The organism is Serratia sp. Ae19-1, assembly GCF_059801225.1.
This window is the reverse complement of the sequence record NZ_JBCHWD010000002.1, coordinates 81,187-99,671: the sequence shown is the minus strand read 5'-3', so window position 1 is coordinate 99,671 and position 18,485 is coordinate 81,187. Positions and strand designations below refer to the sequence as shown.

The following is an 18,485-nucleotide window of genomic DNA, read 5'->3' as shown; positions in this document are numbered from 1 at the left end:
CCCCGCAATGGTGCTAACTCAATACTATAGCGCGTTGAGGCGGTAAGGAGAGGGGAGGTTGTTACAAAGCGTGGCAGGCTAAAAACAGAGGCCCGTCAATGTGCCGGGCCTCGGATGGTACGGGAGGTTTACACTTCCAGGTAGTTCATGATGCCGTCTGCCGCTTTGCGGCCTTCGGCGATCGCCGTCACCACCAGGTCGGAGCCGCGCACCGCGTCGCCACCGGCGAAGATTTTCGGGTTGCTGGTCTGGAACGCGTTGTCGTTGCCTTCCGGTGCCAGGATGCGGCCCTGTTTGTCGAGCTGCACGTCATGCGCCGCCAGCCAGTCCATGCGGTGCGGGCGGAAGCCGAACGCCATCACCACCGCATCGGCGTCGATCACGTGCTCGGAACCCGGCACCTGCTCCGCCGCCTGACGGCCGTTGGCATCCGGCGCGCCTAACTGAGTGCGCACCATTTTCACTCCGGCTACGCGGCCGGCGCTGTTCAGTTCGATGCTCAGCGGCTGCAGGTTGAACTGGAAGTCCACCCCTTCTTCCCGGGCGTTCTTCACTTCGCGCTTGGAGCCCGGCATGTTGGCTTCGTCGCGGCGGTAGGCGCAGGTGACCTGCGTCGCGCCCTGACGTACCGAGGTGCGCACGCAGTCCATGGCGGTATCGCCGCCGCCCAGCACCACCACGCGTTTGCCTTCCATGCTGACATAAGGCTCGTGCTGCTCGGTTTCATACCCCATCAGCTGCTTGGTGTTGGCGATGAGGAACGGCAGTGCGTCGTACACGCCCTGCGCCTCCTCGTTCTCCAGGCCGCCGCGCATTGACTGATAGGTACCGACGCCGAGGAACACCGCATCGTACTCGCTCAGCAAAGTCTCCATGCTGACGTCTTTGCCCACTTCGGTATTCAACTGGAACTCGATGCCCATCTCGCTGAAGATGCCGCGGCGTTTGATCATCACGTCCTTTTCCAGCTTGAAGGCCGGGATACCGAAGGTCAGCAGGCCGCCGATCTCCGGATGACGATCATACACCACCGCTTTGACACCGTTGCGGGTCAGCACGTCGGCGCAGGCCAGCCCGGCGGGGCCGGCGCCGACGATCGCCACGCGCTTGCCGGTTGGCTGCACGTGCGACATGTCCGGCTTCCAGCCCATTTCGATGGCCTTATCGCTGATGTAGCGCTCGATATTGCCGATGGTGACCGCGCCGAACTCGTCGTTCAGGGTGCAGGAGCCTTCGCACAGGCGATCCTGCGGGCATACGCGGCCGCACACTTCCGGCAGGCTGTTGGTCTGATGCGCCAGGTCCGCCGCTTCCATGATGCGGCCTTCGTTGGCCAGCTTCAGCCAGTTCGGGATGTAGTTGTGCACCGGGCACTTCCACTCGCAATACGGGTTGCCGCAGGACAGACAGCGATCCGCCTGGGCCTTGGCCTGGGTTTCCGAAAACGGTTCGTAGATCTCGACGAACTCGATTTTGCGGATTTTCAGCGGTTTCTTTGGCGGATCAACACGCTGCAGGTCGATAAATTGATAAACGTTCTGGCTCATTAATGACCTACCTCTTACTGCGCCTGCACCCGCAGCTCGGCTGCGGAACGGCTACGGTGACCCAACAGCGCTTTGACATCGCTGGACTTCGGTTTGACCAGGGCGAACTTCGGCGCCCACTCCGGCCAGTTGGCCAGGATCTCTTCCGCGCGGGAAGAGCCGGTCGCCTGCACGTGTTCGGTGATCAGGCCGCGCAGGTGCTCCTCGTGGATCGCCAGCTGATCGACATCCAGCACTTCCACCAGCTCCGGGTTCACGCGCTTGCGGAACTCGCCGTCTTCGTCCAGCACGTAGGCGAAGCCGCCGGTCATGCCGGCACCGAAGTTGATGCCGGTTTTACCCAGCACGCAGACGATGCCGCCGGTCATGTATTCACAGCCGTTGTCGCCGATGCCTTCCACCACGGTGATGGCGCCGGAGTTGCGCACCGCGAAACGTTCGCCCGCGCGGCCGGCGGCGAACAGTTTGCCGCCGGTGGCGCCGTACAGGCAGGTGTTGCCGACGATGCTGGCTTCATGGCTGCGGAAGGCGGAGCCGATCGGCGGACGCACCGCGATGCTGCCGCCGGCCATGCCTTTACCGACATAGTCGTTGGCGTCGCCGGTCAGGGTCAGCTCGACGCCGCCGGCGTTCCAGACGCCGAAGCTCTGCCCGGCGGTGCCGGAGAAGTGCGCCTTGATCGGATCGGCCGCCATGCCCTGATCGCCGTGCGCGTTGGCGATAGCGCCGGACAGCATGGCGCCCACGGAGCGGTCAGTGTTGCGAATGTCGAAGTAGAAGGTTTTGCCCTGTTTCGCTTCGATGTGCGGCTGCGCCTGCGCCAGCAGCTCTTTGTTCAGCAGGCCCTTGTCGAACGCCGGGTTGCTGCTTTCGGTGCAGTACACCGCTTTGCCCGGATGCGGCGTGGCGGTTTTCAGCAGCGGCGACAGATCCAGCTTGTTCTGCTTGGCGGAAATGCCGTCCAGTTCGGTCAGGAACTCGGTGCGGCCGATCAGATCCACCAGCTGGCTCACGCCCAGCTGCGCCATGATCTCGCGGGTTTCACGCGCGATAAACTGGAAGTAATTCGTCACGCGTTCCGGCAGGCCGTGGTAGTGATCGCGGCGCAGTTTGTCGTCCTGAGTCGCGACGCCGGTCGCGCAGTTGTTGAGATGGCAGATGCGCAGGTATTTGCAGCCCAGCGCCACCATTGGCCCGGTGCCGAAGCCGAAGCTTTCCGCGCCCAGGATCGCCGCTTTGACGATGTCCACGCCGGTTTTCAGGCCGCCGTCCACCTGCAGGCGGATCTTGTGGCGCAGGCCGTTGGCCACCAGCGCCTGCTGGGTTTCCACCAGGCCCAATTCCCACGGACAGCCGGCGTATTTCACCGAGGACAGCGGGCTGGCGCCGGTGCCGCCGTCGTAACCGGCGATGGTGATGAGATCGGCATAGGCTTTCGCCACGCCGGTGGCGATGGTGCCGACGCCCGGTTCGGACACCAGTTTCACCGAGATCACCGCCTTCGGATTGACCTGCTTCAGGTCGAAGATCAGCTGCGCCAGATCTTCGATCGAGTAGATATCGTGGTGCGGCGGCGGGGAGATCAGGGTCACGCCCGGCACCGAGTAACGCAGTCTGGCGATATACGGGGTGACTTTGTCGCCCGGCAGCTGGCCGCCTTCGCCCGGCTTGGCGCCCTGCGCCACCTTAATCTGGATCACATCGGCGTTCACCAGATAGGCCGGCGTCACGCCGAAGCGGCCGGAGGCCACCTGTTTGATGCGCGACACCTTGTTGGTGCGGTAGCGCGCCGGATCTTCGCCGCCTTCGCCGGAGTTGGAGAAACCGCCGAGGCCGTTCATGGCGATCGCCAGCGACTCGTGCGCTTCCGGGCTCAGTGCGCCGATCGACATCGCCGCGGTGTCGAAGCGTTTGAACAGCGACTCCGCCGGTTCAACCTGATCGACCGGGATCGGTTCGCCTTTCGGCGTGATGGCCAGCAGATCGCGCAGCATGGCGACCGGCCGCTCGTTCACCAGCTTGGCGTAGGCTTGATAGTCGCTGTACTCGCCGCTGTGCACCGCTTTTTGCAGTGAGTTCACCACGTCCGGGTTGTAGGCGTGGTATTCGCCGCCGTGCACGAACTTCAGCAGGCCGCCTTGCTCCAGCGGTTTGCGTTTCAGCCAGGCGCGCTTGGAAAGGTTCTGCAGATCCTGCTGGAAGTCGCTGAAGCTGGCGCCGCCGATGCGGCTGACCACGCCCTGGAAGCACAGATCTGCCAGATCGCGGTGCAGGCCGACCGCTTCGAACAGCTTGGAACAGCGGTAAGAGGCGATGGTCGAGATGCCCATTTTGGACATGATCTTGTACAGGCCCTTGTTGATGCCGTTGCGGTAGTTCAGCATCACGTCGCGGTATTTCTTGTCGATCGCCTGGCTGTCCACCAGCTTGGCCAGGGTTTCATAGGCCAGATACGGGTAGATGGCGGTCGCGCCGAAGCCGAGCAGCACGGCGAAGTGGTGCGGATCGCGGGCGCTGGCGGTTTCAACGATCAGGTTGGCGTCGCAGCGCAGGCTTTTCTCCACCAGGCGGGTTTGTACGGCGCCAACGGCCATCGGGGCCGGTACCGGCAGGCGGCCGGGCGCGATGGCGCGGTCGGACAGCACCAGCAGCACCGCGCCTTCGCGCACCTTGCGTTCCGCTTCGTCGCACAGGGCGCGAATGGTCTGCTCCAGATCCTGCTGTTGCAGATCGAAGGTCAGATCGAGGGTCTCGGCGCGATAGTATTCGCCTTCCAGCGTGGTGAGCTGTTTGAAATCGGAGTACAGCAGGATCGGCGATTTGAAGCTCAGGCGGTGCGCCTGGCCTTCGGCTTCGCAGAACACGTTCATTTCACGGCCGATGCTGGTGGCCAGCGACATGACGTGTGCTTCGCGCAGCGGATCGATAGGCGGGTTGGTGACCTGCGCGAACTGCTGGCGGAAATAGTCGTAAACGATGCGCGGCCGGCTGGAGAGCACGGCGAACGGGGTATCGTCGCCCATCGAGCCGGTGGCTTCCTGGCCGATCTCGCCCAGCACGCGGATCACCTGATCCAGCTCTTCGCTGCTGTAGCCGAACTGTTTCTGGTAGGTCTCGAGCTGTGCGTCGTCGAGCTCGCGGCTGCCAACCTGATCGTCCGGCAGATCTTCGAACGGCACCAGACGTTTGACGTTTTTCTCCATCCACTCTTTATACGGATGGCGGCTTTTCAGATCGTTGTCGGTTTCCGCCGAGTGCAGGATACGGCCGCTGCGGGTGTCGATCACCATCAGCTCGCCGGGGCCGACGCGGCCTTTTTCCACCACTTCGTCCGGCTGGTAATCCCAGATGCCGACTTCGGAGGCGCAGGTGATCAGCTTGTCTTTGGTGATCACGTAGCGCGCCGGGCGCAGGCCGTTGCGATCGAGGTTACAGGCGGCGTAGCGGCCGTCGGACATCACGATGCCGGCCGGGCCGTCCCACGGCTCCATGTGCATCGAGTTGAAGTCGAAGAAGGCGCGCAGATCGCCGTCCATGTCCGGGTTGTTCTGCCAGGCCGGCGGCACCAGCAGGCGCATGGCGCGGATGAGATCCATCCCGCCCGCCAGCAGCAGCTCCAGCATGTTGTCCAGCGAGCTGGAGTCGGAGCCGGTTTCGTTGACGAACGGCGCGGCGGCCTGCAGATCCGGGATCAGCGGCGTTTGGAATTTATAGGTACGGGCGCGCGCCCATTGGCGGTTGCCGGTGATGGTGTTGATTTCGCCGTTGTGCGCCAGGTAGCGGAACGGCTGCGCCAGCGGCCAGCGCGGCACGGTGTTGGTGGAGAAACGCTGGTGGAACAGGCAAATGGCCGATTCCAGGCGCAGGTCCGCCAGATCGAGATAGAAGCGCGGCAGATCCGCAGGCATGCAGAGGCCTTTATAGATCGTCACCAGGTTGGAGAAGCTGCAGACGTAGAAACTGTTGTCCTGCACGCGTTTCTCGATGCGACGGCGCGCCACGAACAGGCGGCGTTCCATATCGCGCGGGCGCCAGCCGGCCGGGGCGTTAACGAAGATTTGCTCGATGCGCGGCAGGGAGGAGAGGGCGATTTCACCCAGCACGTCCGGGTTGGTCGGCACTTCACGCCAGCCGACGATCGACAGCGTTTCGTTTTGCAGCTCTTCTTCCACGATGCGGCGGCTGAGGCGCGCTTCCTCTTCATTCTGGCTGAGGAACATCATGCCGACGGCGTAGTTCTTGGCCAAGCGCCAGCCGCGCTCTTCCGCCACCATGCGGAAGAAGCGATCGGGTTTTTGCAGCAACAGGCCGCAGCCGTCGCCGGTCTTGCCGTCGGCCAGGATCGCGCCGCGGTGCTGCATGCGGGCCAGCGCGTGAATGGCGGTGCGCACCACCTTGTGGCTAGGTTCGCCTTCTATGTGGGCGATCAGGCCGAAACCACAGTTGTCCCTCTCTTGGGATTTATCGTACAACATATCAGTGAACCTCCCCAGGCTCTGCGTGACTCTCACAACCTACTGCGAGGGGGCTTCCCAATTTCAGGCAGAAGTCCAATCAGCAAGTTAACCCCGCCAATCTGCTTTTCCGCCCTCCATCAATGGCCTCTCGTGACGGTCTCACAAGTGGTATAGGACTTGTTTTAAGAGGGAGTCTTCAATTACTGCATAAATATGACGAGACGTTTGCCCGTCCAGAAAGCTTCCAGCGGACTTCCAACTTAGCGAGAAAGAATTCGCAGGTCAAATGTGGGCTTAAGATAGATTCTTATCGAATTGATGATGTTTATTTATTTGAAAAATAAGTATTTTAATGCATTTTTGCACTATCGTGGGGCAACACGGATCCCCGCAGAAGTGTGAGCTGTCTCACTATAGTGCAACCCCTTAATCTCTGCACCATGCTAGTGCGGGGGTTAATGACAGAGTTTTATTCTATAAGATATTGCTTTGTTGATGTTTATGACTATTTTTCACCGCATTGTCATATTGCCGTTAACGGTTGCGTGACGATTAGAATAATTCATCAGAATTATAGTGAATTTATTTGCGTTTATGATGAATGGTTATGCGTGATGGCGCCTTGCGGGGAAAGCGTTGATCTCTGTCATCGCGGGAAAAACCGTTTCTTATTAGCATCGCGGCTTTGAACACAGAGAATCACCAAGATTATGCAGTTGCCGCAATTAGTCAATATGTTTGGCGCGGATCTCCAGCGCCGCTATGGCGAAAAGATCCATAAACTCACGCTACACGGCGGATTCAGCTGCCCAAACCGCGACGGCACGCTGGGACGCGGTGGCTGTACATTTTGCAACGTCGCGTCGTTCGCCGATGAAACGATGCAGCAGCAGAGCATCGCCGAACAGCTGGCGCGGCAGGCCGCGCGGGTCGACCGGGCGCGGCGCTATCTGGCCTATTTCCAGGCCTATACCAGCACCTATGCGGAGGTCGAACTGCTGGCGTCGATGTATCGGCAGGCGCTGGCGCAGAGCGATATGGTCGGCCTGTGCGTCGGCACCCGGCCGGACTGCGTGCCGCCCGCCGCGTTGGACCTGCTGGCGGGCTACCGCGAACAAGGCTATGAAGTGTGGCTGGAACTGGGGCTGCAGACGGCGCACGATAAAACGCTAAAGCGCATCAACCGCGGCCATGATTTCCGCTGCTATCAGCAGACCGCACGGCTGGCTCGACAGCGCGGTCTGAAGGTGTGCTGCCATCTGATCGTCGGGCTGCCGGGAGAAACCCAGCGCGATCATCTGCTCACGCTGCAGCAGGTGACGCAGACCGGCGTCGACGGCATCAAGCTCCACCCGCTGCACGTCGTCACCGGCAGCACCCTGGCGCGGGCTTGGCAGGCCGGGCGTTTGTCCGAACTGGCGCTGGAGGATTATGCCGCCAGCGCCGGGGAGATGATCCGCCATACGCCGGGGGACGTGGTGTACCACCGCCTTTCCGCCAGCGCCCGCCGGCCTACGCTGCTGGCGCCGCTGTGGTGCGAAAACCGCTGGAGCGGCATGCAGGCGGTCGGCGCTTATCTGCAACGGCACGGCGGGCAGGGCAGCGCGCTGGATGAAAAGCGGCGCTACCGCCCTGGCATGCCGCTCTGAAGTGCAATCTTTGCCACACTTCGGCGTTTGCCGCCTTATCTCACCGCTGTTTTACGGTATGATTCAAAAGATTGTGTCTGATGGGAGCCGCTATGAAGCAAATCCGGGTGTTGGCCCAGTACTACGTCGATTTAATGGTAAAACTGGGGTTGGTGCGCTTCTCGCTGCTGCTGGCCTCGGCGCTGGTGGTGCTGGCGATGGTGGTGCAGATGGCGGTGACCATGCTGCTGCGCGGCGAAGTGGAAAGCATCGACGTGGTGCGTTCGATCTTCTTCGGCCTGCTGATCACCCCGTGGGCGGTCTATTTCCTCTCTGTGGTGGTGGAGCAGTTGGAGGAGTCGCGCCAACGGCTGGCGCGGTTGGTGGACAAGCTGGAGGAGATGCGCCACCGCGATCTGGAGCTCAACCAGCAGCTTAAAGACAATATCAGCCAGCTGAACCAGGAGATCGCCGACCGTATCAAGGCGGAGGAAGAGCGTCTGCAGGTGATGGAAAAGCTGACGGAAGAGATGGAACAGCGCGAACTGGCGCAGATTGAGCTGGGCCAGCAATCGGCGCTGTTGCGTTCCTTCCTCGATGCCTCGCCGGATCTGGTTTATTACCGCAACGAAGACAAAGAATTTTCCGGTTGCAACCGCGCGATGGAGCTGCTGACCGGCAAGAGCGAGAAGCAGTTGATCGGCCTGACGCCGTTCGACGTCTACGGCCAGGAGATCGCCGAAAAGGTGATCGAAACCGACGAGAAGGTGTTCCGCCACAACGTCTCGCTGACCTACGAACAGTGGTTGGTGTATCCCGATGGCCGCAAGGCCTGTTTCGAGCTGCGCAAGGTGCCGTTTTACGACCGGGTGGGCAAACGCCACGGCCTGATGGGCTTCGGCCGCGATATTACCGAGCGTAAGCGCTACCAGGACGCGCTGGAGAATGCCAGCAGGGAGAAGACCACCTTTATCTCAACGATCAGCCACGAGCTGCGTACGCCGCTTAACGGCATCGTCGGCCTGAGCCGCATCCTGCTCGATACCGAGCTGAACGATGAGCAGCTGAAATACCTGAAGACCATTCACGTCAGCGCCATCACCCTCGGCAACATCTTCAACGACATTATCGAAATGGATAAGCTCGAGCGGCGCAAGGTGCAGCTCGACAACCAGCCGGTGGACTTCACCGGCTTCCTGGCGGATTTGGAGAACCTCTCGGGCCTGCTGGCGCAGCCGAAAGGGCTGCAGTTCGTCATGGAGCCGCAGACGCCGCTGCCGCAGCAGATCGTGACCGACGGCACCCGCCTGCGGCAGATCCTGTGGAACCTGATCGGCAACGCGGTGAAATTTACCCAGCAGGGCCAAATCGTGGTGCGCGTGCGGCGCGAGGCGCCGGAGAAGCTGGTGTTCGAGGTGGAAGACTCGGGCATGGGCATCCCGCAGGACGAGCAGGACAAGATCTTCGCCATGTATTATCAGGTGAAAGATCAGCGCGGTGGCCGCCCGGCCACCGGCACCGGCATCGGGCTGGCGGTCTCCAAGCGGCTGGCGCAGAGCATGGGCGGCGACATCACCGTGCGCAGCGAACAGGGGCACGGTTCTTGCTTCACCCTGACCATCAAGGCGCCGGCGGTGCAGGAAGCCGTCAGCGCGGCGCCGGAGGAAGAGGAGCTGCCGTTGCCGGCGCTGCACATCCTGCTGGTGGAGGATATCGAACTGAACGTGATCGTGGCGCGCTCGGTGCTGGAGAAGCTGGGCAACAGCGTCGAGGTGGCGATGAACGGCCACGACGCGCTGGCGATGTTCGATCCGGACGAGTTCGATCTGGTGCTGCTGGACATCCAACTGCCGGACATGACCGGGCTGGATATCGCCCGGGCGCTGCGTGAGCGCTATGCCGGGCAGGCGCTGCCGCCGCTGGTGGCCCTGACCGCCAACGTGCTGAAAGACAAAAAAGAGTATCTCGAGGCGGGCATGGACGATGTGCTGAGCAAGCCGTTGTCGGTGCCGGCGCTGACCCAGGTCATCAAACACTATTGGGATCATCAACCTTCTCACACTTCTAAGAAAACGGAGCATAAGGCGATGCAGATTAATGAGTCGTTACTCGATACCGCGATGCTGGAGCAGTACATGGACCTGGTTGGCCCGCAGTTGATCCACCAAAGCCTGGAGATGTTCGAACAGATGATGCCGGGCTATCTGGCGGTGCTGGATTCCAACATGACGGCGCGCGATCAGAAAGGCATCACCGAGGAAGGGCACAAGATCAAGGGCGCCGCCGGTTCGGTCGGTCTGCGCCACCTGCAGCAGCTGGCACAACAAATTCAAACGCCTACGCTGCCGGCCTGGTGGGATAACGTGCAGGATTGGGTGGATGAGTTGAAACAAGAGTGGCGCAACGATGTGCAGGTGCTGCGGGCTTGGGTTGAGAACGCTGAAAAAAAATGACCCCGACCTAAGCCGGGGTGCGCGAATATTGCGCCAACACCAGGGAAATTGTGAACCTGCGTATTGGTTTCAGTGTTCTGGTCGAGCAGGTTGTAGCGAATTCCTAAACATCATACAGCCAACAACATAGCAAATGTAAGCGCTCTTGTTAGAAGATTCATTAAAATGTGTGATGTAGATTAGTGTTTGTCAACTCCGAGCACGAACCAGTTGACAGCAGCGACAGGAGTAAGAGTGATGAAAAAGGTGGGTGTCGTCCTCAGCGGCAGCGGCGTTTATGACGGTACGGAGATCCATGAAGCGGTGTTGACGCTGCTGGCATTGGACCGCGCCGGCGCCCAGGCGGTGTGCTTTGCGCCGGATAAACCTCAACGCCATGTTATCAATCACTTATCCGGTGATGAGATGGCGGAGTCGCGCAATGTCCTGATTGAATCGGCGCGCATCGCCCGCGGCGCTGCGCAGCCGCTGGCGCTGGCGGAAGCCGCGCAGCTGGATGCGCTGATCGTGCCCGGCGGCTTCGGCGCCGCCAAGAATCTCAGCAATTTCGCCGAAGCCGGCGCGGAATGTTGGGTCGATGAAGATTTGGCGCGCCTGACGCGCGAGATGCATAAGGCCAACAAACCAATTGGCCTGATGTGCATCGCGCCGGCGCTGTTGCCGAAGCTGCTGGATCAACAAGCGCGGCTGACCATTGGCAACGATCCCGACCTGGGGGAAGTGATTGACGCCATGGGCGGAGAGCCGGTGATTTGCCCGGTGGACGACATCGTGGTGGACCGCGAACATAAGATCGTGACCACGCCGGCCTATATGCTGGCGCCGTCGATCGCGCAGGCGGCCCTCGGCATCGACAAACTGGTGGCGCGGGTGCTGGAACTGGCTGAATGAGAAAATCGCTCGGCGGATGGCGGCGGCTGCGCCCTTGGTATTGGCTGAAGCGCGGCGTCATCGCGATTATCGGCCTGTGGGTGCTGGGCATTGTGGCCTTTGCTTTCCTGCCGGTGCCGTTTTCCGCCGTGATGGTGGAGCGGCAAGTCAGCGCCTGGTTGAGCGGCGACTTCGGCTACGTCGCTCATTCTGACTGGGTGTCGATGGACGATATCTCGCCGCAGATGGCGCTGGCGGTGATGGCGGCGGAGGATCAGAAGTTTCCCGATCATTGGGGCTTCGACGTGGCGGCCATTGAAAAGGCGCTCAGCCACAACGAGAAACGCCCGACGCGCATCCGCGGCGCGTCCACGCTGTCGCAGCAAACCGCCAAGAATCTGTTTCTGTGGGATGGCCGCAGCTGGCTGCGCAAAGGGCTGGAGGCCGGGCTGACGTCGGGCATCGAGCTGGTGTGGACCAAGCGGCGCATTCTGACGGTGTATCTGAACATCGTAGAGTTCGGCGATGGGGTGTTCGGCGTGGAGGAGGCTTCACAACGCTTTTTCCATAAGCCGGCCAAGCGCCTGACCGCGGCCGAAGCGGCGCTGCTGGCGGCGGTATTGCCGAATCCGCACCGTTTCAGGGCCGATGCGCCGTCCGGCTATGTGGTGCAGCGTCAACAGTGGATCATGCGCCAGATGCGGCAGTTGGGCGGGGAAACGTTTTTACGCGAGAACAAGCTGGATTAAGCGAGCGGGAACGGCGTAGCGCCGCTCCCGCAGAGAAGATTACTTCACATAGGTAAAGGCGGTAGTGACGTGCTTCACGCCGCTGACCTGGCTGGCGATCTGCGCCGCCGATTGCCCTTCCTGCTGCGTGACCAGGCCCAGCAAGAACACTTCGCCGTTTTCGGTGGTGACCTTCACGTTGGACGATTTCACCGTATCGCTGGTCAACAGCTGCGAACGCACCTTGGTGGTGATCCAGGTGTCGGAGGAGGCGGTGCTCAGGCTGACCGGCGTGCCCTGGCGGATTTCGTTATACACTTCGGTGGTGCCTTCCACGCCCATGGCGATCTGCTTGGCGCGCGCGGTGAGGTCGGCGTTAGGCGACTGACCGGTCAACAGCACCTTGCCCTGATAGGCGGTGGCGACCACCCGGGCTTCTTTCTTCAACTGCTGGTCTTTGCTCAGGGCGCTCTCGACCCTGGCTTCCAGCGTGCCGTCATCTACCTGAGTCCCTACGCTACGCGGGTCGGTGGCGGTTTTGGTGGCGACGGCCGCACTGCCGACGACGACGCCGGCGATACAGCCTTGCAACAGCAGGGCGCTGGACAGCACTGCAAATGTGGCTTTTAGCTTCATCTCAGTTCCTTAATCGTCCTGGTGGGGGAATAACGTATTGTCTATCAGGTCGCACAGGCAGTTTACGGTAAGCATATGCATTTCCTGAATGCGCGAACTGCGGTGCGACGGGATGCGGATCTCGACATCCTGTTGGCCGAGCAATCCGGCCAGTTCGCCGCCGTCGTAGCCGGTGAGCGCGACGATGGTCATGTCGCGCGTGACGGCCGCTTCGACCGCTTTCACAATATCACGGCTGTTGCCGCGGGTGGAAATCGCCAGCAGCACGTCGCCGGTGTGCCCGAGCGCGCGCACCTGTTTGGCGTACACTTCGTCGTGCAGCCGATCGTTGCTGATCGCCGTCAGCACCACGTTGTCGGCATTGAGGGCGATGGCCGGCAGGCTGGGGCGCTCGGTTTCAAAACGGTTGATCATGCTGGCGGCGAAGTGCTGCGCGTTGGCCGCCGAGGTGCCGTTGCCGCAGCACAGGATTTTGTTGCCGTTGAGTAAGGATTGAACCAGCGTCATCGCCGCGCGGGAAATGGCGTCAGGCAACGCTTCCGCCGCCGCGATCTGGGTTTGGATGCTTTCGGTAAAACAGACTTTAATTCTATCCAGCACGTTGTATTAATCCACTAAGTCAAAGGGCCGGTCTGCGCCGCAAAACCCCGATTAATCCGCATTGAAGGCGTTGGGTATCCATTCTAACTGGCTACCGGTAATGGCCAAAACATCAAAACGGCAAGATGATGTGTCAAAACTGGCTCCGCGTCCCGCCAGCCAGACGGCGGCGGCGTGCAGCAACCGCTGCTGTTTGCGAGAGGTGACGCTGGCGGCCGCGCCGCCGAAAGCGTCGTTGCGGCGGTAGCGCACTTCGACGAACACCCAGGTGGCGCCGTCGCGCATGATGAGGTCGAGCTCACCGCCGCGCACCGCGACGTTGGCGGCGCAGAAGGTGAGCCCGGCGTGTTCCAGATGACGGCGGGCCAGTAACTCATAGCCCGCCCCTGAGGCGCGTGGGTTCAAGAGACCGGGACGACCGTACCCTGACGGTATTGCAGCCAAGGCAGTTTGCGGTTGATCACGCAGTTCGGCGACGCGCTCAGCGTACCGGTGGTGCCGGAAACCTGGAAGCCCGGCAGCTGGCGCATTTCAGCAAAATGGTTGGCCAATGTCCAGGCATCCATCCCCATCGCATACAGGCGCACCAGCGAGTAATCGTTGCGGAAACGCGCGCTGGCCTGCTGCAGCAGCTGAGGGTTTGAGCCGGCCAACAGCGGAATATCGCTGAACTGCAGGCCTTCCATTTCCAGACGGAAGTCCGGGCCGGCGCCGGCCTGGTAGCTGCGCGAGCTGGCGTACATCGCCGGTTTGCCGCGCGAGCTGGTGGCCATGTCGATCATCGGTTTGATCAGCGTCAGCTGGGACTGGGTGGCGACGATATATACCGCGTCGACGCTGCCGCCGGCGGCGGCGGGCACGTCGCTCGGCGGCGCCGGAATGGTCAGCCCGGCGATGGTGACGCTCTGCGGCGCCGGGGCGCTCGACATCGGCGTGCCGGTCATGCGAATGCCGCCGCTGTTCACCATCTGGCGCAGTTCACCGGCGGAACCGATGTCCTGACGCAGCACGGTTTGACCACCCTGTTTCTGCCATTCCTGGTTAAAGGCCTTGGCGACGCGATCGCCGAAGGCGCCGCGCGGCACCAGCAGCAACGGCTGGCGCTTCTGTTGTTCCCAGATATGGCGGGCGGCGTCGCGCGCTTCATCTTCCGGCGACAGGGCGAAGTAACAGATGTTCAGGTTATCCTTCGGCGTTTCCGGCTGGTTGAGCGCCAGCACGTTCAGCGTGGTGGTGCTGGCGGACAGCTGATCGACGTTCTCTTTCAGCAGCGGCCCGACCACCAGAGTGGCGCCATCCTGCTGCGCCTGGCTCAGCAAGGCGGCCAGCGGCTGGCTGGTGGTGTCGTACACTTTGACCTGCGCATTGGCGGCCTGCAGCGGCGTTACCGGCGCGCTGGACGGTGCGGCGGGTTGCGCGGCGGTTACGGCAGGCTGGCTCTCTTGCGCTGAAGGGCTGACCGCGCCGTTGGCGTTGATGTCACCCGCAGCGGCCTGGTCGGCCGGCGCCGTTTGTGCCGCTGTGACAGCCGGTTGCGCGGCTTGAGGCTGCGGCGCCGGCATGGAACCGCCGTTTTTCGCCGCTTCGAAGCCTTGCTGGATAGCGTCGGCGAACACCTTCGCCTGGCCGTTCAACGGCAGCAGCAGGGCGATTTTCGAGGTAGAGGCCTGGGTGAAGTTCAGCACCTGGTTCAGGCGAGCCGGCAGCGTTTTGGCCGCCGGGTTTTTCGGATAACGGTTCTGCCAATCTTTGATGCCGGCCTTCAGCAGATCGGGATCCTGCTTGTTGTCCTGATAGACGCGCAGCAGATCCAACCAGCCTTGCAGCACGTTTTCATCGGCGTTGATCACCAGGCTGTTCATCTCCTGCGGCGTCAGCTGCAGCAGCGCCTGCCAGGTTTGATCCAGGTTTTCCTGGTGCGGTTTACCGGTCAGCAGCGGCTCCTGCGCGATATAGGCGCGGATCAGCGGCAGCGACGCTTTGCCCTGATTGGCGGCGATCTGCGCCTGGTAGTAACGCACCTTCTGATTCGGCGACAGCGAACCGCTGTCCAGGTGGCCCAGCGTGCTGCGGGCGCTGACGTAGCTCTTGTTGGCGATCTGCAGTTCGGCGGTCAGCAATTGGCGTTCGGTCTGCTGCGCGCCGCTGAGGTTTTTCGGCAGTTGATTCAACTGGTCGCCGGCCTGCGGCAGTTTTCCTTCACGCAGCAAGGCGCGAATAGCAAGTAATTGCCAGTCAGCCTTGTTATCATCGCTGCTTTGCTGCAACTGTTGCAGGTAGTAATCGGAGCTGGCGCTCGCTTCGTCCTGTATATTGGCGGGCGGCGTTTGCGGGGCCCGACTTGGACAGCCCGCCAGGAAAAGGGCGGCGGCGATGACTGCGGTCAGTCGGACAGGCTTGGAACGCCCTGCTTTGGTACGAACGAATGTTGAGGAAAGCATACTGTATCCAGTGATGTTTTTTTCAAGATGCTCAATATTAAATCGGCAACCCGGATGAAACAATGAATCAACACCAACAATCAGTCATTTCTGCATCAACGCTGTATGTGGTGCCCACTCCAATCGGCAATCTGGGCGATATTACCCACCGTGCGTTAGAGGTACTGAAAAGCGTTGATCTGATCGCGGCGGAAGATACGCGCCATACCGGATTGCTGTTGCAACACTTCGCGATCAACGCGCGCCTGTTCGCGCTGCACGATCACAACGAACAGCAAAAGGCCGATCAACTGCTGGCGAAACTGCAGGAAGGTCAGAGCATCGCGCTGGTGTCCGACGCCGGCACGCCATTGATCAACGATCCCGGTTATCACCTGGTGCGCCGTTGCCGCGAGGCTGGCATTCGCGTGGTGCCGCTGCCGGGCGCCTGCGCCGCCACGACTGCGCTGTGCGCTGCGGGCGTCGCTTCCGACCGTTTCTGCTACGAAGGCTTCCTGCCGGCGAAAACCAAGGGGCGCAAGGATACGCTGATGGCGCTGGCGGAGGAGCCGCGCACGCTGATTTTCTATGAGTCCACCCATCGTCTGCTGGAAAGCCTGCAGGACATGGTCACCGTCTGGGGCCCGCAGCGTTATGTGGTGCTGGCGCGCGAGCTCACCAAGACCTGGGAATCCATCCACGGCGCGCCGGTGGGCGAACTGCTGGCGTGGGTGCAGGAAGATGAAGTGCGCCGCCGTGGCGAAATGGTGCTGATCGTCGAAGGCCACAAGGCGCAGGAGGATGCGTTGCCGCTCGAGGCGCTGCGCACGCTGGCGCTGCTGCAAAAAGAGCTGCCGCTGAAAAAGGCGGCGGCGCTGGCGGCGGAAATCCACGGCGTGAAGAAAAATGCGCTGTATAAGCATGCGCTGGAGCAACAACAGCCGTAAAGCGGTTGACCTGCCGCCGTCGCGACGCTACTATCCGCGCCGGAGTTGACCAGACAGTCGCCGCTTCATTGCCGTCCTCTTCGGGGAGACAGATGGAGGGGAGGAAAGTCCGGGCTCCATAGGGCAGGGTGCCAGGTAACGCCTGGGAGGCGCAAGCCTACGACTAGTGCAACAGAGAGCAAACCGCCGATGGCCCGCGCAAGCGGGATCAGGTAAGGGTGAAAGGGTGCGGTAAGAGCGCACCGCGCGGCTGGCAACAGTTCGTGGCACGGTAAACTCCACCCGGAGCAAGGCCAAATAGGGGTTCACATGGTACGGCCCGTACTGAACCCGGGTAGGCTGCTTGAGCCAGTGAGCGATTGCTGGCCTAGAGGAATGACTGTCCACGACAGAACCCGGCTTACCGGTCAACTCCCTCGACAAAAGAAAACCCCGCGCAACGTCAATTGCGCGGGGTTTTTCGTTTTCCGGCCGGTTTGGTTTACACCGGCAGGTCGATCAGCAGCGCGCGCAGCGGCGTCTCGGCGCGGATCGTCAGGCGATTCTCCTCGCGGACGAAGGCACCGTCGCCGCAGGTCAGGCGCTGCTCTTCGTGGCGCTCGCCGTTGGCGGTGATGGTGCCGTGGATCGACTGCAAATAAGCGCGCGGCCCGTTAATCGCCAGCGTCAGCTGTTCACCCGCTTGCAGATCGAGATGGTGGATCCAGACCTGCTGACGCAGCTGCAGGCTGCCCTGCGCGCCGTCCGGCGAGGCCAGCAGCAGGTTGCCTGCCGCCGGCAGCGTCAGGCGTTGCACTCGCTCGTTGCTGCGTTCCGGACAGGCGTCCAGCCACAGCTGCAGACGGGTGAGCGGCGTGTCGCCGCTGACGTTCTGCTCGCTGTAACTCAGGCCCGGCTGGGTGGCCAACAGCAGCGCTTCGCCGGCTTTGGCGCGCACCGTGTTACCGTCGCTGTCGCGGTACTCCGCCTCGCCCTGCAGGATCAGGTTCAGGATGTCCACGCTGGGATAGGTGCGCGGCTGGAACGACGCGCCCGGTGCCAGCACCTCCTGATTCAGTACCCGCAGCGAGGCGTAGCCCATCAGTTTGGGATCGAAGTAGTGACCAAAGGAAAAGGTGTAGCGAGCCTGCAGCCAACCAAAGTCAGCTTGCCCGCATTGTTGTGCTGTTCTGCATGTAATCATGGCAATCGGCTCTCTAAATTCATTATCCAAATGGTAAGCATCTGGACGTCGGATTGTTAGCCAGTTAATCTGGTCGGCATATTCAAATTTCCTGACAGAGGGATGTGATGGCCAGAGATCGGGCGCTCACGCTTGAGGCGCTGAGAGTGATGGACGCGATCGACCGGCGTGGCAGTTTCGCCGCGGCCGCCGACGAATTGGGCCGGGTGCCGTCGGCGCTCAGCTACACCATGCAAAAATTGGAAGAAGAATTGGACGTGGTGCTGTTCGACCGTTCGGGCCACCGCACCAAGTTCACCAACGTGGGGCGCATGCTGCTGGAGCGCGGGCGGGTGCTGCTGGAGGCGGCAGACAAGCTGACCACTGACGCCGAAGCGCTGGCGCGCGGTTGGGAAACCCACCTGACCATCGTCAGCGAAGCGTTATCACCGCCGAGCCTGCTGTTCCCGCTGGTCGACAAGTTGGCGCTGAAGGCCAATACCCAGGTGTCGATTTTCACCGAAGTGTTGGCGGGCGCCTGGGAGCGGCTGGAGCAGGGGCGCGCCGACATCGTGATCGCACCGGATATGCATTTCCGCGCATCCTCGGAGATCAACACCCGCAAACTGTACAAGGTGATGAGCGTCTATGTCGCCGCGCCGGATCACCCGATCCATCAGGAGCCGGAGCCGTTGTCCGAGGTGACCCGCGTGAAGTACCGCGGCATCGCCGTGGCGGATACCGCCCGCGAGCGCCCGGTGTTGACCGTTCAGCTGCTGGATAAACAACAACGTCTGACGGTGAGCACCATTGAAGACAAGCGTCTGGCGCTGCTGGCCGGGTTGGGGGTGGCGACCATGCCGTATCCGATGGTGGAGAAAGATATCGAAGCCGGGCGGCTGCGGGTGGTGGGGCCGGAATACAGCCGCGAAGCCGACATCATCATGGCCTGGCGGCGCGACAGCATGGGAGAGGCGAAAGCCTGGTTCCTGCGCGAAATTCCGCGCCTGTTCGCACAGCGTTAACGTTCGTTGAAT

Annotated in this window: 13 protein-coding genes and 1 other RNA gene; 7 read left to right on the top strand and 7 right to left on the bottom strand. The window is 61.7% G+C overall.

Going from position 1 to position 18,485, the window contains the following annotated elements; translation table 11 throughout:
- Positions 1 to 128: 128 nt before the first annotated feature.
- Together AAIE04_RS05895 and gltB are read right to left on the bottom strand one after the other, a co-directional pair.
- Positions 129 to 1,547 carry a glutamate synthase small subunit gene (locus AAIE04_RS05895; RefSeq protein WP_019453124.1) on the bottom strand — a complete coding sequence of 473 codons (1,419 nt, stop codon included), beginning with the start codon at positions 1,545 to 1,547 and terminating at the stop codon, positions 129 to 131.
- A 14-nt stretch (positions 1,548 to 1,561) separates the two neighbouring features.
- Positions 1,562 to 6,022: a glutamate synthase large subunit gene (gltB, locus tag AAIE04_RS05890; protein ID WP_498576665.1), complete on the bottom strand. Its 4,461-nt coding sequence runs from the start codon at positions 6,020 to 6,022 to the stop codon at positions 1,562 to 1,564.
- Positions 6,023 to 6,714: 692 nt separating this feature from the next.
- On the opposite strand from gltB, the gene mnmL reads away from it, so the two are divergent.
- The 4 genes from mnmL to mtgA all read left to right on the top strand — a co-directional run bounded on the left by mnmL (position 6,715) and on the right by mtgA (position 11,704).
- Positions 6,715 to 7,653 (top strand): tRNA modification radical SAM protein MnmL/YtqA, encoded by a 939-nt coding sequence (mnmL, locus tag AAIE04_RS05885; RefSeq protein ID WP_154747285.1) that lies wholly within the window; start codon positions 6,715 to 6,717, stop codon positions 7,651 to 7,653.
- Positions 7,654 to 7,745: 92 nt separating this feature from the next.
- Positions 7,746 to 10,085 carry an aerobic respiration two-component sensor histidine kinase ArcB gene (arcB, locus tag AAIE04_RS05880; RefSeq protein ID WP_019453121.1) on the top strand — a complete coding sequence of 780 codons (2,340 nt, stop codon included), beginning with the start codon at positions 7,746 to 7,748 and terminating at the stop codon, positions 10,083 to 10,085.
- 237 nt (positions 10,086 to 10,322) lie between these two features.
- On the top strand, positions 10,323 to 10,976 hold the full coding sequence (elbB, locus tag AAIE04_RS05875) for an isoprenoid biosynthesis glyoxalase ElbB (protein ID WP_498576664.1): 654 nt from the start codon (positions 10,323 to 10,325) through the stop codon (positions 10,974 to 10,976).
- Complete coding sequence (gene mtgA / locus AAIE04_RS05870) at positions 10,973 to 11,704, top strand: monofunctional biosynthetic peptidoglycan transglycosylase (protein WP_019453119.1); 732 nt, start codon at positions 10,973 to 10,975, stop codon at positions 11,702 to 11,704. Before elbB ends, mtgA begins: the two co-directional genes overlap by 4 nt.
- Before the next feature lie 39 nt (positions 11,705 to 11,743).
- Here mtgA and dolP read toward each other — a convergent pair whose 3' ends face one another.
- The 4 genes from dolP to AAIE04_RS05850 are packed head-to-tail and all read right to left on the bottom strand — an operon-like array spanning position 11,744 to position 15,360.
- Entirely contained in the window at positions 11,744 to 12,319 is a 576-nt protein-coding gene (gene dolP, locus AAIE04_RS05865; RefSeq protein ID WP_021505102.1) for a division/outer membrane stress-associated lipid-binding lipoprotein, read from the bottom strand.
- A gap of 9 nt (positions 12,320 to 12,328) precedes the next feature.
- The gene (gene diaA, locus AAIE04_RS05860) at positions 12,329 to 12,919 is read right to left on the bottom strand and encodes a DnaA initiator-associating protein DiaA (protein ID WP_004937103.1); all 591 of its coding nucleotides are present in this window, start codon (positions 12,917 to 12,919) and stop codon (positions 12,329 to 12,331) included.
- Between the two features lie 51 nt (positions 12,920 to 12,970).
- On the bottom strand, positions 12,971 to 13,324 hold the full coding sequence (locus AAIE04_RS05855) for a YraN family protein (protein ID WP_019453117.1): 354 nt from the start codon (positions 13,322 to 13,324) through the stop codon (positions 12,971 to 12,973).
- Positions 13,321 to 15,360 (bottom strand): penicillin-binding protein activator, encoded by a 2,040-nt coding sequence (locus AAIE04_RS05850; RefSeq protein ID WP_498576663.1) that lies wholly within the window; start codon positions 15,358 to 15,360, stop codon positions 13,321 to 13,323. The genes AAIE04_RS05855 and AAIE04_RS05850 overlap by 4 nt, the downstream gene beginning before the upstream one ends.
- Before the next feature lie 62 nt (positions 15,361 to 15,422).
- Here AAIE04_RS05850 and rsmI point away from each other — a divergent pair, with 62 nt between their 5' ends.
- Together rsmI and rnpB are read left to right on the top strand one after the other, a co-directional pair.
- On the top strand, positions 15,423 to 16,286 hold the full coding sequence (gene rsmI, locus AAIE04_RS05845) for a 16S rRNA (cytidine(1402)-2'-O)-methyltransferase (RefSeq protein WP_004937108.1): 864 nt from the start codon (positions 15,423 to 15,425) through the stop codon (positions 16,284 to 16,286).
- A gap of 41 nt (positions 16,287 to 16,327) precedes the next feature.
- An RNA gene (gene rnpB / locus AAIE04_RS05840) (RNase P RNA component class A) lies at positions 16,328 to 16,705 on the top strand.
- Between the two features lie 62 nt (positions 16,706 to 16,767).
- On the opposite strand, the gene AAIE04_RS05835 is transcribed toward rnpB, so the two are convergent.
- Complete coding sequence (locus AAIE04_RS05835) at positions 16,768 to 17,469, bottom strand: pirin family protein (RefSeq protein WP_309530671.1); 702 nt, start codon at positions 17,467 to 17,469, stop codon at positions 16,768 to 16,770.
- 107 nt (positions 17,470 to 17,576) lie between these two features.
- Here AAIE04_RS05835 and AAIE04_RS05830 point away from each other — a divergent pair, with 107 nt between their 5' ends.
- Positions 17,577 to 18,473 carry a LysR family transcriptional regulator gene (locus AAIE04_RS05830; RefSeq protein WP_004937113.1) on the top strand — a complete coding sequence of 299 codons (897 nt, stop codon included), beginning with the start codon at positions 17,577 to 17,579 and terminating at the stop codon, positions 18,471 to 18,473.
- The last annotated feature ends 12 nt before the right edge of the window (positions 18,474 to 18,485 follow it).

Bases quoted from the DNA above. Each gene is read 5' to 3' on its own strand.
- AAIE04_RS05830 (WP_004937113.1), top strand. From the start codon at position 17,577: ATGGCCAGAGATCGGGCGCTCACGCTTGAGGCGCTGAGAGTGATGGAC.
- arcB (WP_019453121.1), top strand. From the start codon at position 7,746: ATGAAGCAAATCCGGGTGTTGGCCCAGTACTACGTCGATTTAATGGTA.
- elbB (WP_498576664.1), top strand. From the start codon at position 10,323: ATGAAAAAGGTGGGTGTCGTCCTCAGCGGCAGCGGCGTTTATGACGGT.
- mtgA (WP_019453119.1), top strand. From the start codon at position 10,973: ATGAGAAAATCGCTCGGCGGATGGCGGCGGCTGCGCCCTTGGTATTGG.
- AAIE04_RS05850 (WP_498576663.1), bottom strand. From the start codon at position 15,360: ATGCTTTCCTCAACATTCGTTCGTACCAAAGCAGGGCGTTCCAAGCCT.
- gltB (WP_498576665.1), bottom strand. From the start codon at position 6,022: ATGTTGTACGATAAATCCCAAGAGAGGGACAACTGTGGTTTCGGCCTG.
- rsmI (WP_004937108.1), top strand. From the start codon at position 15,423: ATGAATCAACACCAACAATCAGTCATTTCTGCATCAACGCTGTATGTG.
- AAIE04_RS05895 (WP_019453124.1), bottom strand. From the start codon at position 1,547: ATGAGCCAGAACGTTTATCAATTTATCGACCTGCAGCGTGTTGATCCG.
- AAIE04_RS05835 (WP_309530671.1), bottom strand. From the start codon at position 17,469: ATGATTACATGCAGAACAGCACAACAATGCGGGCAAGCTGACTTTGGT.
- mnmL (WP_154747285.1), top strand. From the start codon at position 6,715: ATGCAGTTGCCGCAATTAGTCAATATGTTTGGCGCGGATCTCCAGCGC.
- dolP (WP_021505102.1), bottom strand. From the start codon at position 12,319: ATGAAGCTAAAAGCCACATTTGCAGTGCTGTCCAGCGCCCTGCTGTTG.